The sequence below is a fragment of the Sphingobacterium ginsenosidimutans genome, assembly GCF_039536865.1.
GTDB lineage: Bacteria > Bacteroidota > Bacteroidia > Sphingobacteriales > Sphingobacteriaceae > Sphingobacterium > Sphingobacterium detergens.
Map to the genome: position 1 here is coordinate 51,035 of NZ_BAAAZK010000002.1, position 13,609 is coordinate 64,643.

Consider the following 13,609-nt stretch of genomic DNA (forward strand, 5'->3'; position numbering starts at 1 on the left):
TCAAGATGAGCAACCAATCTGAATGGATCAGCAAAGACTTTGGGGTTTTTAAATTACGGTTCCGTCCATATACGTTAACACTACGGCATGTTTTCACTGTTGCTTCCTACAGCCGAAGTACAACACCTGTGGTGTTGACCGAACTGGAGTACGATGGCATTGTAGGTTATGGTGAGGCCAGCATGCCACCATACCTTGGTGAATCGCAGGAAAGTGTTATGGCTTTTTTAAATCAAATTGATCTATCAGCATTCAACTCCCCTTTCCAAACCGAAGAGATCTTACACTATATAGATCAAGTAGCAACAAAAAATACTGCAGCAAAAGCAGCCATAGACATCGCATTGCACGATGTACTTGGTAAGATTATGGGCCAGCCGTTTTATAAAATCTGGGGATTAAACCCCGATCTTATTCCACCGACGTCCTACACTATCGGCATCGATACGGAGGATATGATCCGTAAAAAGGTCGCTGAAGCGGATCAATTTAAGATCCTAAAAGTAAAATTGGGTTTGGATACCGATAAGATGATCATTGACACCATTCGTCAGGTCACTGACCGTCCATTATGTGCAGATGTCAATCAAGGTTGGAAAACGCGGGAAGAAGCGCTGGAAATGGCTCATTGGCTAGCTGAGCGAAATGTATCTTTCCTTGAACAACCCATGCCCAAAGAACAGATTGATGATAATGCCTGGCTGACTGAACATAGTCCAATACCAACAATTGCGGATGAGGGCTGTCAACGTTTGGTTGATGTACCTGCCCTAAAAGGAGTTTATAGTGGTATCAACATCAAACTGATGAAATGCACAGGCATGCGTGAAGCCAAACGAATGGCCGAACTTGCACGTTCTCTCGAAATGAAAGTAATGATCGGTTGCATGACTGAAACCTCATGTGCCATCAGCGCCGCAGCGCAATTAGCACCATTGACCGACTGGGCAGATCTAGATGGGGCATTACTGATCGATAATGATATCTACGACGGAATGACAGTGATCAACGGAAACTGCATCTTGCCGGACCGTCCTGGAATTGGAATTTTAAGAAAATAACATTATATTCAATGCAATGTTTTTTGTCTTAAAGAAAAACATTGCATTGAATCGCTATCGGAGTTGTAACCAATAGCCAATTTTACCAAGATATTAACAAACTAAATTAATCAATTCACACTTTATGAAACAACATGTGCTCACAACGTTGTGTCTCATAGCCTGTAGTTCGATGCAGTCACTATACGCGCAACAGATTCAGATTGCTGGAAAAATCACCGACAGCAATGGAAATCCCATCAGTGGAGTTACCATAAATGTTAAAGGATCCAGCCAAGGAACATCCACCAACGAACAAGGCTTATTCACACTCAATGCAAATTCGAATACCACACTAATGCTATCTGCTGTTGGCTATAATGCGCAGGAGGTTCAGGTTAATGGCCGGAAAACGATCAGCATTACACTCGTCAGCAACGAACAAGCCTTAGATGAGGTTATCGTCATTGCCTATGGTACTGCAAAAAAAAGCACTTATACAGGCTCGGCTGCACAGGTAAAATCTGATGCAATAGATAAACAACCGGTCACATCTTTTGAAAAAGCATTAACTGGACGTGTCGCTGGTTTGCAACTATCAAATGGATCAGGTCAAGCGGGAGCTACCTCGGCCATACGTATCCGAGGAATTGGATCAATGAACGCGTCCAACGATCCGTTATATGTGATTGATGGCGTCCCAGTTATCTCCGGAAGTGTTGGGCAAATGGGCGATTACATCGTCAATACAAACAATGTAATGAGTACATTGAATCCAAGTGACATCGAATCAATCTCCGTACTGAAAGATGCTGCTGCATCCTCTTTGTATGGATCTCGGGCGGCTAATGGAGTAATCATCATTACAACAAAAAGGGGAAAAAATGGCGAGCCTAAGATCAACGTTAAATCCTCGATCGGCATAAGCCCATCCTGGGCCACAAAAAATAATGAAACTGCTTCTGTACAAGACCAGATCAATATGCTCTATAGCATCCTATATGATTCTCGGATAGCATCAGGCCAGACAGCAGAGCAAGCAAACAAGAATACACTCAACCGCCTGAATTCATTGGAATGGAATCCCAATTCTGCAAATTATGGCAAACCAAATCCTGCCTATGGATTTGGTATCCATGGTTACCAATTTAGTACCGATGGCACATCACAATGGGAGAACGTCCATATTTCGGGAAAAACTGACGGAATGGAAAACCGCGACGGAAAATACTACGATTGGAATAAAGCATTATTTAGAACAGGTATATTTAACACCAACGATATATCGGTCAGTGGAGCAACGGAGAAGACAAACTACTATGCATCGTTGAACTATACACAAGATAAAAGCAGGATTATTGAAAATAATTTTGACCGCATTAATGGACGGGTCAATTTAACACAGAAAATCGGAAAATACCTAGAATTTGGATCCAATATCAACTACGCAAAGAACAAATTAATTGGCATGAACGATACGCGAAATACAGGAACAAATTACCTGTATCAAACGCGCAATCTTTTATGGCAGATGTATTGGCCAACTGATTATAAAACAGGCAAAGAATACACTGCCCGCTATGGCAGTCTAGCTTATAACCCATTATACTACAACAAAGAATGGGAGAACTCATCAAAAACGAGCAAAATTTCCGCCATAGAATCGTTGACTTTAAAGCTCCTACCAGAGCTAACCCTGAAAACGATTTTCTCTTACGATAATACAGAGGTAAAAGACCATATTTACTACAGTGCCAAACATTATAATGGCATGGCAGACAATGGTCGTGTCACCGAAGTTTCTACATCCATCGAGAAATTAGTCTCCTCCACAACTGCCAATTATAACAAAAGCTTCGGTCTGCACAATTTGAGTTTATTGGCAGGTTTCGAGGCTGAAAAAAACACCACAGATTTTATTCGTGCCACAGGTAAAGATCTTCCCTCTTCATCTCTTCATACAGTCGCTACTGCTGGTATTTTGGATGCCTCCGCATATTCAGAAGGCTTCAACATGATGTCCATTTTATCCAGAGCTGAGTATAATTTTGATGAACGGTATTTTGCCTCAGCTTCCTTTAGAAGGGATGGTGCATCACGGTTAGGACCTGGTCCGCGATGGGGCAATTTTTGGTCGGTCGCAGCTTCATGGAATCTAGCAAAAGAATCTTTTATCAAGGACATTGAACAAATCAATAACCTGAGATTTAGAGGTTCTTACGGAACTAACGGAACTTTACCCACAAGTAACTATGCCTGGAGAAACTTGACCAGTTATTCCAATAAATATATGACACAACCTGGAGGCGGATTAAACAACCTGGGTAATCCGGACGTCGCCTGGGAATTAAATTACCAGACCAACATCGCTTTGGAATTCGGGTTATTTAACAACAAGCTCTTTGGTACACTCGAATATTTCAATAGGGATTCAAAAAGTCTGCTACAGGATGTTCCGATTTCTACAATCACGGGTTTTAAGTCTATACTGAGAAATGTGGGTGAGATGAACAACAAAGGCTTAGAAATTGAACTAGGGTCGGATATTGTTAAAAATGAAAACTGGAAATGGACTTTAAGTGCTAATGCGACTTTTATTTCATCGAAAGTGACAAAACTATACGGCGGACAAGATATTGTCTGGTTTGACCCTACCGGTGGAGATAATAGGGCAAGGTACGTATACCGTGAAGGTGAATCTGCGTTGTCTTTCTTTGGACTGGAATGGGCTGGCACGGACCAAACCAATGGAAAAAATGTATGGTATACCAATGATGGCACCACAGGTGAATTCATGTTTAATGGGAAAGCAGCAACTTATAATTATAAAAATGCGAAGCAGACAATTATTGGAAATGCCAATCCCAAATTATATGGTGGTATAAATTCGGATATTGACTATAAAAACTTTTCATTGGGATTGAACTTTGCTTACAAGATAGGCGGCAAACTATATGATGCTACATCAAAAGATGTCGCAGATGATGGGTATTATTGGGAACGGATCCATTCAGAATACTTTGTTGAAGACTCTTGGTCACCATCAAACACAGGGGGAACTTATCCCATGGTAACCGGTAGAGATCTAGAAGATGTCAACCAGATTAGCAGTAGACAATTATTTGACGCCTCCTATATCAGACTAAAAAATATCTCCCTAAGCTATAGATTACCAAATACATTATTGAGTAGAGCCGGAATTTCAAATGCTAGACTATATTTTAATGGCAGTAATTTGCTCACGCTTTCCAAGTACAAATACATGGATCCTGAAGTGAATCAATTTGGTACCCGCGGTTGGGAAACACCACTGGCAAAAACATACACTTTTGGTGTTGAATTTAGTTTTTAATGGACAAAAAACAGTAATATGAAAAAGCTTTTTATCGCCTCGTGCATATCTATATCTTTAGCAATTAGCTCCTGCAGTAATTTTCTGGATGTCACTCCTACAAACATGGGAGATTCCAATACATCTATACAAACTGCAGCCGATGCAAAAGTTATTATGAATGGACTAATGAGCAAAATGGCAAATGTTGATTATTATGGTAGAAATTTCCCACTTTATGCGGATGCAAAAGGTGGGGACTTTACCATCGCCTCGCAAGGACGAGGTTACGACTACTTATACGTATTTAATCATTCTGCATCATCAAATCCCTATGCTAACATTTGGATCCAAGGATTCCACTCACTGGTACAAATTAATAATCTCCTAGCAAGTATAGATAAACTGGTCAACGCCGTTTCAACGGAAGATTTTGCTTCCTATAAAGGACAAGCATTAACAGCTAGAGCATTAATTAATTTTGATCTAGTGAGATTATATGGCAAGCCATATAATATGGATAAGTCATCCTTGGGTATTCCCAATGTAACCAAAGTACTTGAATACAACGCACAGGAAAAACGCGTCTCTGTCGATGAAAATTATAAGCAGATTCTCCAAGATCTTAAAGATTCTGAAAGCTTATTATCTAAATCAAAAGCAAACGGATATATTAACTATTTTGCGAATAAAGCATTGCAAGCACGTGTCTATCTTTACATGAACGATTATGACAATGCGCTAAAAGCTGCTCAGGAGATAATCGACTCCAAAGTGTATACCTTGTACAGCAACGCTGACTGGGTAAAATCCTGGACTAGCATGTTTGGTACAGAATCAATTTTTGAACTTGGTGTCTATCCCAATGAAGCCGATGCGGGTGTAAATTCTCTTGGGGCAATGTTTCGTAGGAAAGGACATGGAAGTGCGGCTATTTTGGGAAATTTTATCGCCGCAGACCCATTCCTAACGAAACTTAAAACTGACGACACTGATGTGAGATGGGGAGTAATGGGATCTGATGAGGTTGGCAGCACACATCTGGGCGCTTTGTACAAGTATAGTGGAAGCACTACCCTTGCCGGAGACAAAAATTCACCAGCAAATAGTACTGCCGTAAATATCAAAGTCATTCGCCTTTCAGAAGTGTACCTCATCGCTGCTGAATCCGCTTTACTGAAACCATCTCCAGACAAAAACCTTGCAGCAACCTATTTGAATGCTATTCGTCAACGATCTCCAAAACTGGATGCCGCAACCTCCAATACAGTTACTTTGGATATGATAGCTGACGAAAGAAGCAAAGAGCTCTTAGGTGAAGGCCATCGATTCTTCGATATGATGCGCTGGAATAAGTCGATCACATTTGACGATGATCTTGGTAATATCAGCACAACCAATAGACCTAAGACAATAGACCGAACTTTTTTCAAAACGATTCTTCCAATTTCTTTAGATGAAATGAATGCGAATCCGGCTATCGCAAATCAACAAAACCCGAGTTACTAGTTGTATAGGCCATCTCTACAATGAAAAAGCACCCCGGCTCGGGGTGCTTTTTTTGATTGTAAATACGCTTTCGAATTACTGCCCTTTAAACGGATTTTGATCACTTTCTTTTAACTGTGTATTTCTTGTCATTTCTAACTGTGGAATCTGACAGATAAAGCGGTAATCATTAGAAGGTAATGTCCCGATTGGGTTTGAGCTCTTTGGATCATAACCATCCAGGTTGGTCATTCCCCAAGTATAATGTCCCTCCACATAAGTAGGAGTTTCCTGAATACGCGTCAAAGGTTTTTGTAAGCGAAGCAGGTCATATAAACCAGTCACACCTTCACAAAGTAATTCTTTGCGCCGTTCCACGTAAATTGCCTCTAAAAGAGGATTTCCCGTAGCTGCTTTAGTTAAATTTTTAACCCCCCTAGCTGTTTGTAAACGATTAAGGTAAGCAAGCCCCATTCCGTTATTTAAGTGGGCAGCTGCCTCTGCCATAATCAGTAGCATCTCGGAACCGCGCATCAGTGTAACCTCTGGTCGTGTGTTTCCTTGGACCGCACCATTGGCATCACCATAATGCTTATATTTATCGTATGCCCATTTGGTAGACCATTCTTTATTTGCATTTTTCGTACGCTTCCAGAATTGGTAACGATCTTCTGTCTTTTCAAACAATTTTTCGTACTGTCCATCTGCGAAGAAATCCAAGAAGGCATAAATCGGCCCATCTGTATACCCCTCACCATATTTTTCATCTTGGTTATACCAGAAATTAAACTGCGTACCGCCCCCTAAATTATTCGTTGTTGTAAACTTCATTGCCCAGACAACTTCCGGATAGGCATTGGTGATCGCATCATCAAAACCGCTACGGTACTGGTCACGTGTCATTAGTTGACTATATTTATTATAAACTGTTGAAGCTTCAGTCAAGGCGCCCTGCCAATTGTTCATCACAAGATAGACTCTCGCTAGTTGCCCAGAAACGATATCCTCATTAATCGTCCATTTATCCGGGCGGTCAAATCCTTTTAACAGTGCTTTCGCTTCGCCAAGATCAGCCAGGATTTGATCATAGACCTGTTGTACGGTAGCCCTAGGCAAGTTAAGATCTTCCTTCGGATCCAAACGTAATATCACGCCTTTCTTTTCTTTGGCGATCATATAGGTTTGTTGATAGTTCTGGATCAAATGAAAATAACAGATTCCCCGAATAGCTTTAGCTTGTCCTAAAATCTGATTCTTAATTGCTTCATCTCCCTGTGCTGCAGGCACAGCGTGGATAATTTTATTGGTCTGATTGATAATTTTATACATCATTGACCAAATTGCATCCGAAGTGCCTGTAGTCTGTGTCCTCCCTGGTTCATATTTATACGTATCAACCTGATTCCCCCCCATGTTGGTATGGCTGACAATATCTGCTCCACCTAGATCCACATACATTTGCAATCCCGGTAATCCCGCATAAACACGGTCTGCACCTTGATCATTAAAATATAGTTGTCGGTAAGCAGAAGTCAGCACCATTTGTAACTGCCCTGCACTGGATAAAGCCGTCCCCTCTTCGGTATCGACAGAGGTATTGGCATCCAAAAAGTCTTTACAGCTCCCCATGAACAGCAATGAAGATGCTAAAATTGTAAAGTTTATGGTCTTGAATATCTTTTTCATTAATATTTTTTTTATACTAGCAACCTTATCATCCTGCATAGACCTGTTTCACTTGATCTATACGTCAGTCAGATGGCCGGTTCCTATAATTTTCCTCGATTTAATTTATCCTTAGAATGTAACCTGCAAGCCACCAGTATAGATTCTCCTTGCTCCTTGCCGACCATTATCCGTATCCGCATTACCATTATAGTTATTACCCGACAAGCCGGTCTCTGGTTCGGTATACCGATTTTTGGCTGAACCAAAAGTCAATAAATTATCTGCTGACACGAAAAACCGGACATTGGATAATCCTATTCTTTGTAAGGTATTTTTCGGGATGGAATAACCCAGTGTGATATTCCGCAAACGCAGATAATCGTTGTCAAAAATATAAAAGTCAGAAGCCCTGCGTGTCGCAGCATAATTATCATCCGACCATTTTGGCAATAGGGCCTGGTCACCCGGTTTACGCCAACGATCCTGTACCAGATCCTGCGTCACCCCCACACCACCGCGGAGTGTACTACGTTCAGAATAGGAGTAATCATACATTTTCCCGCCAAGCGAATAATAGAACATAAAGGAGAAATCCAGTCCATGTAATTTAAAACTATTGGTCAATGAACCATATACTTTTGGCAATGCCGAACCGATCCACTGATAATCATCAGATGTGACCTCACCAACATAGTCTTCGGAAATTTTCCAGCCCCCTTTATCATCCTTCACCCAATATTGCATATTACCATTATCCGGGTTGACACCAGCGTTCTTCACCATATAGAAATCGTACAATGAATGTCCTTCTTCTAGACGATAACCGGCACCGCGATTATTAAACGTAAGAGCACCGCCTGGTAAATAAGTGATCTCATTTTTTAAGGTTGATAAATTGGCATCAACTTTCCAGCTAAAATTATCTTTTCTAAAAATATCAGCACCTAATGAGAATTCAAAACCACTATTTTTCAAATTTCCAAGATTTGAGTTTTGTCCAATCGCATTTCCCGCTTGTGCTGAAAGAGGGAACTCCCTGTAAAAAAGGAGATCGGAAGAATTTCTTGAATAATATTCTATTGTTCCATAAAAACGTTTTAAGAAAGCAAAATCTGCAGCAATATTAAACTGCTTATTTTTTTCCCATTGCAGATCAGGTGCGGCAACAGTATTAGGTTTTAATCCCGGTAGTCCATAGAGGTTATCAGCACTATAATATGCCTGATAGCCGTAAAGAATCTCATCGGTAGCCACTCCTTGTCCATTGCGTCGGATCAACCGGTCATTTCCGGTGGTACCGTAACTGCTTCGGAATGATAAATTATCCAACCAAGTCGCATCTTTTAAGAAGTTCTCTTTTGATATCTTCCAGGAAAGCCCACCGGACAGAAAATTACCCCAACGGTTGTCTGGGTGAAAACGTGACGATCCATCCCGACGGAAAGAGACCGAAGCAAAATACTTATCATTATAGTTGTAATCCACTTTAGCCAAATATGATAATAAGGCATAACGATCTTTATAAGACCCGACAGACCAATTGGTCGTTGTCGAAGCCAACTCATATTGACCTAATTGCATAATACCCTCACCATAACCATTATCCCCAACAGCATTTCTAGTATAGGATTCCTGACCAGCCAATGCTGACAAATGATGTGCTCCGAAATCCTGCTCCCAACTCAGGATATTATTGAAAGTGACAGCACGAGTTTCATCATTTCTACGCCCCGCATTTCCACCACTGGTCAATACACTCGTTCCGTAAGGCGCTTGTTGTCCAGGCCCATGCACAGCTGAACCATAGGTAAATTCTTTATAAATATTATTATCTATGCTAATGCTTGACTTAAAGTTTAAATTGTATGGCAATTTTATTCCAGCAAAGTAGCGTGCTGATATCATGTTGCGCTGGTTGTTGGTAAATCCTTCATCATTCGGATTATCCCAGTAGTCACCACCATTGTTCAACACATGGATACCAAAAAAATTATTTCCATAGGTACCATAATCAAACATACGACGTCCCGTCTTCTCGGAATACACCCAATCTGTATTGTCAGCATTACGTAGCCACGGCGACGTCAGGGTTGTACTAAAGTCTAGGGCTCTACTGGCTCCGGAGAGATTCTGTTTAGAAGAGGAGAACGACATATTTCCACCAAGCTGCAACCAATCGGTCACCTGTGATGTCACATTAGCCCTAAAGCCATAACGTTTAAAATACTGAGCCATTGCATAACCTTTGTCATCCAAATAATTCGAAGACAGGAAATAGTTAGTTTTTCCATCTCCAGCGGTACCGCTCACATCCAGATTATACTCTTGTCTTAATTTGCGTGAGAATACAGCACCATAATAGTCATAGTCCGACTCATTCCAGATCTTTTCCAATTTGGGGTTGATATACGCATTTCCATTTCCATCATGAAGTACATAATTTTCATTGATATCTTTAAATGGCGATACGTAAACACCGGCGCTGCTTTTTTTCAGTAGCTTACCCAGTACATTCTCAGATGCCCAATCTCCTGCTTCTTTCGAAGTTCTGTTATAACGGTAAAACTGGTCATTATACATCCCCTCCCAAGTGTTCAACAATTGTTCTTCCGGCGTAGCTTTGGTGGGATTGCCAACAGCATTATCTGAGGTGCCCCAGGTAGACTTAAAGTTCAGGGTAGGCTTAGCACTTTTACCTTTCTTTGTGGTGATCACAATAACACCATTGGCCGCTCTAGATCCATACAGCGAAGAAGCTGCCGCATCTTTCAGTACTGTAATAGATTCAATATCGGAAGGCGCTATCGAAGTCAGCTGCCCGTCATAAGGCATACCATCCACCACATACAATGGATTGGATGAACCGCTCATGGAACTGATCCCGCGAATCTGAATACGTGAATCACCACCCGGGTTACCTTCGTTGTTAGTTACATTGACCCCTGGGCTCATCCCTTGGAGAGTTTCAGCAAATCCCGAACCGCCTATTTTTTCCAGCTGTTCTTTTTTAACTACAGTCGCGGATCCTGTGAAAGTCGATTTTTTTGCCGTACCATAGGCTACAACCATCACTTCATCCAAATCGGTTGATGTGGCATCTAGAGAAATAGACAGGTTTGATTGGCCTTCATATTTCACTTCCCTAGATCCATAGCCTACGTAGGATACGACGATAATTGCTCCGGGATTCAGTTTACTTAATTTGAAACGCCCTTGCTGATCGGTATAGGTCGCTATCGCAGATCCTTTGACACTGACAGAAGCTCCTACAATGGGTCCGTTCTTATCACTGACTTGACCGGTAATCTCCTGTTGTGTGACTTTGTACTCAATTGTATTTGCAGTATTCGGCATAGCATGCACATCGAATGCAAATCCACTTGACGCTACTAAAGTCAATGCGAAAAATAATTTTGTTTTTTCTGACATAATTAGTGGGATGGTTTTAAGTTAGTCTCTCTTACTTAGTAGATTCTAGCGCCAAATATAAATTAATTAGAATTTAATGTAAAATTTTTGTTGTATTTTAATTAATTCCAAACAAGGCATAAAAAAGACGAAAAAACACAAGAAAGCCCATAGAATTATGGGCTAAATATTATTTCAAGCGATAAAACAGTATTATTTCACTACATTTTTTGATTTATTATCAATCGATTGCTTTAAATTGATCAGATAACCATTTATCAATGCATATTGTAACTCTTTTTCGGATCCAATGAAAAAATGGGCATCCCCACCTAGCCGAAGACAGCTGTCAGCTAGAAAATTAGCATCGCTCCGCACTTGGATAGGAAAAGAATGTAACCTAATTTGCGCTAAACTATCAGAAACCACAATTGTTCCATACCCTTGTTTCAATAGGCTTTCTACAAATGATGAGGTTAATTCTCCAAATAACAATAGCTGATCGCTATGTATTTTTGCCGGAATGAATTGAAGCCCTTCTACATCGATGTCAATATAACCATGAAAGTCCTGCAGATCACCTATATCTTCAATTACAGCTTCCACGTAGTAATCTCGTCCAACTGTCTTTTCATTTTGCCGAACCGCCACGTCTACCAACATTTTTTTTCCATTTTTTTCGATGGATAAATTCCGGATCACTAGATCATGTAATTTTTCATCATTCAATGGAATTTTGTGGTACGCAGCAATATCATGGTTCAGATAAGATTTCTTGGCAATTTCCTGAAAGGCATGCAATAATGCAATAAAATTATATTTTCGAACTTCCAGTTTCTCAGGATCGCCGACATAGGCTCCTGATTCAATTAGAATGGTACTTACACCCCATTTTTGAAAATTATCCCCGAAACCACGAGGGGTATGCTCGTCATCATATTTCGCGACAGCATTCGGGATAAATTCCTGTAATATCTTATTGATTCCCACAATTACCCGCATGGCATCTGCCCTAACCGTATTAACACTTCTGGCATAGTCATATGCCGGGGCCAGCAAGGAAATTGTTACTGGGGTGGCCGTACCTGGAATATTATAGTAATTATTCTGATTATGAAGATTAAAAGCAAAATCTGGCTTCAACAACATTGCTTGTTCTTTCAACAGAGCCCCTTCCACAGTAGCGACTGCACGTGCATCGCGGTTCATGTCCACATCCATTGCCGTTCTACGCTGGTAACGCTCCACGCCGTCAGGATTCAACATCGGAATAAAATATAAAGTCAGTTTCTCTGCTATTTCCTTTCGAAAGGTATCAAAGCCATCCACCTCCCCGTTAAAAAAATTAAACAGATCAAATAACGCCATTGTTGCCGTAGGCTCGTCGCCATGCATCTGTGACCACAACAGTACCTTTATCGGCCCCTGCCCATATTTCAATCTAAAAATTGAACGATCCTCCACTGACCGTCCGATCTCTTCAACAGTAAATTGCTTACTGACCTCTTTTCCTTGCAAAAGTGGCAAGATATCAGCATGCTTAAATCGTCTATGCTGCAAAGCCTTTTCTTCATATAAAGAAAAGGCTTTGATAAAATCTTCTTTCACTAAATTCATGTTAATCTTTTAAGGCTGCCTCAATTAAGGTAATCGTTCCTTGTGATGCATCCATTTTCACCTTTGCACCTACCGGAAGGATAAATTGCTCTGCAATATGCCCAATGACAGCTCCGCTATAAGCAGGCACATTTAAGGGTTTAATATAATCATTGAATAGCTGATCCAATGTCACAGAACCATAGCCTCCTGATGGTTTACAATTGGTACATTTCCCAAAAATAAAACCTTTGATCACTGCCAATATCCCTGCATTTTTCAACTGGCAAAACATCCGGTCGACGCGTTCCATATCTTCATCGACCTCCTCAATAAAAAGTATCTTATCTTTAAAGTCTGGTAAATAAGGGGTACCACATAAGCCCGTCAATACGGTCATATTCCCGCCCAGCAACACCCCATCAGTAACACCTGGGGAGATTGTAGCTATCCGGTCTTTCGTCTGTACAATATTATCCCCCTTCGATTTAGGATTTTCAAATACCGCAGGCTTATTCGCTACAAATTGTGCATTAAAGGCCTCGGCCAGCTTCTTTGTCCAAGTGCTTATACCAACCGCTCCATGGAAAGTAACAAGTCCAGTTTTCGCATACAAAGCCAAGATTAACGCAGTTATATCAGAATATCCCAACAAAATCTTAGGATTTTGAGCAATCATCTTATAATCAAGTCTGTCCAAAAGACGGGAAGTTCCCGAACCTCCCCTTATGCAGACTATTGCTTTGACAGCCTTATCAGCAAACATATCATGTATATCAGCAATACGTTCCTGATCTGTCCCCGCCAAATTACCGTAACGGCTACGGATATGTTTTCCCTCCTTCACTTTAAAACCCAATGTTTCAAAGATCTCGCGTGCGATAATGATCGATTCCTCATCGTCCAATACACCTGCTGGAGTTATCAACCCTATAGTATCCCCTGGGTATAGCTTCTTTGCCAGCAAAGTAGCCGCCCCTGCAAACTCCGCTGCGATTGCTGTAGCGCGCCCAGCTCCCAATACCGGAATGGCCAATGTGCCCAAAGCAATTGATTTAATAAAAACCCTTTTTTCCAT

7 protein-coding genes are annotated in these 13,609 nt (G+C 41.0%); 3 read left to right on the forward strand and 4 right to left on the reverse strand.

The window, feature by feature from the left end; translation table 11 throughout:
- Positions 1–5 precede the first annotated feature (5 nt).
- From ABFX33_RS00215 to ABFX33_RS00225, 3 genes are all read left to right on the forward strand, one after another.
- A complete protein-coding gene (locus ABFX33_RS00215; protein WP_346083504.1) occupies positions 6–1,061 on the forward strand; it encodes a dipeptide epimerase in 1,056 nt (351 codons plus the stop codon).
- A 124-nt stretch (positions 1,062–1,185) separates the two neighbouring features.
- The gene (locus ABFX33_RS00220; RefSeq protein ID WP_346083506.1) at positions 1,186–4,392 is read left to right on the forward strand and encodes a SusC/RagA family TonB-linked outer membrane protein; all 3,207 of its coding nucleotides are present in this window, start codon (positions 1,186–1,188) and stop codon (positions 4,390–4,392) included.
- Between the two features lie 18 nt (positions 4,393–4,410).
- Positions 4,411–5,880 carry a RagB/SusD family nutrient uptake outer membrane protein gene (locus ABFX33_RS00225; RefSeq protein WP_346083508.1) on the forward strand — a complete coding sequence of 490 codons (1,470 nt, stop codon included), beginning with the start codon at positions 4,411–4,413 and terminating at the stop codon, positions 5,878–5,880.
- A gap of 75 nt (positions 5,881–5,955) precedes the next feature.
- On the opposite strand, the gene ABFX33_RS00230 is transcribed toward ABFX33_RS00225, so the two are convergent.
- The 4 genes from ABFX33_RS00230 to ABFX33_RS00245 form a co-directional block, all read right to left on the reverse strand.
- Positions 5,956–7,545 (reverse strand): RagB/SusD family nutrient uptake outer membrane protein, encoded by a 1,590-nt coding sequence (locus tag ABFX33_RS00230; RefSeq protein WP_346083509.1) that lies wholly within the window; start codon positions 7,543–7,545, stop codon positions 5,956–5,958.
- Between the two features lie 111 nt (positions 7,546–7,656).
- On the reverse strand, positions 7,657–10,956 hold the full coding sequence (locus ABFX33_RS00235; RefSeq protein ID WP_346083511.1) for a SusC/RagA family TonB-linked outer membrane protein: 3,300 nt from the start codon (positions 10,954–10,956) through the stop codon (positions 7,657–7,659).
- A gap of 192 nt (positions 10,957–11,148) precedes the next feature.
- On the reverse strand, positions 11,149–12,552 hold the full coding sequence (locus tag ABFX33_RS00240) for a M14 family zinc carboxypeptidase (RefSeq protein ID WP_346083513.1): 1,404 nt from the start codon (positions 12,550–12,552) through the stop codon (positions 11,149–11,151).
- Between the two features lies 1 nt (position 12,553).
- Positions 12,554–13,609 (reverse strand): S66 peptidase family protein, encoded by a 1,056-nt coding sequence (locus tag ABFX33_RS00245; RefSeq protein WP_346083514.1) that lies wholly within the window; start codon positions 13,607–13,609, stop codon positions 12,554–12,556.

Coding starts and splice junctions, on each gene's coding strand:
- ABFX33_RS00215 (WP_346083504.1), top strand. CDS start 6: ATGAGCAACCAATCTGAATGGATCAGCAAAGACTTTGGGGTTTTTAAA.
- ABFX33_RS00220 (WP_346083506.1), top strand. CDS start 1,186: ATGAAACAACATGTGCTCACAACGTTGTGTCTCATAGCCTGTAGTTCG.
- ABFX33_RS00225 (WP_346083508.1), top strand. CDS start 4,411: ATGAAAAAGCTTTTTATCGCCTCGTGCATATCTATATCTTTAGCAATT.
- ABFX33_RS00230 (WP_346083509.1), bottom strand. CDS start 7,545: ATGAAAAAGATATTCAAGACCATAAACTTTACAATTTTAGCATCTTCA.
- ABFX33_RS00235 (WP_346083511.1), bottom strand. CDS start 10,956: ATGTCAGAAAAAACAAAATTATTTTTCGCATTGACTTTAGTAGCGTCA.
- ABFX33_RS00240 (WP_346083513.1), bottom strand. CDS start 12,552: ATGAATTTAGTGAAAGAAGATTTTATCAAAGCCTTTTCTTTATATGAA.
- ABFX33_RS00245 (WP_346083514.1), bottom strand. CDS start 13,609: ATGGAAAAAAGGGTTTTTATTAAATCAATTGCTTTGGGCACATTGGCC.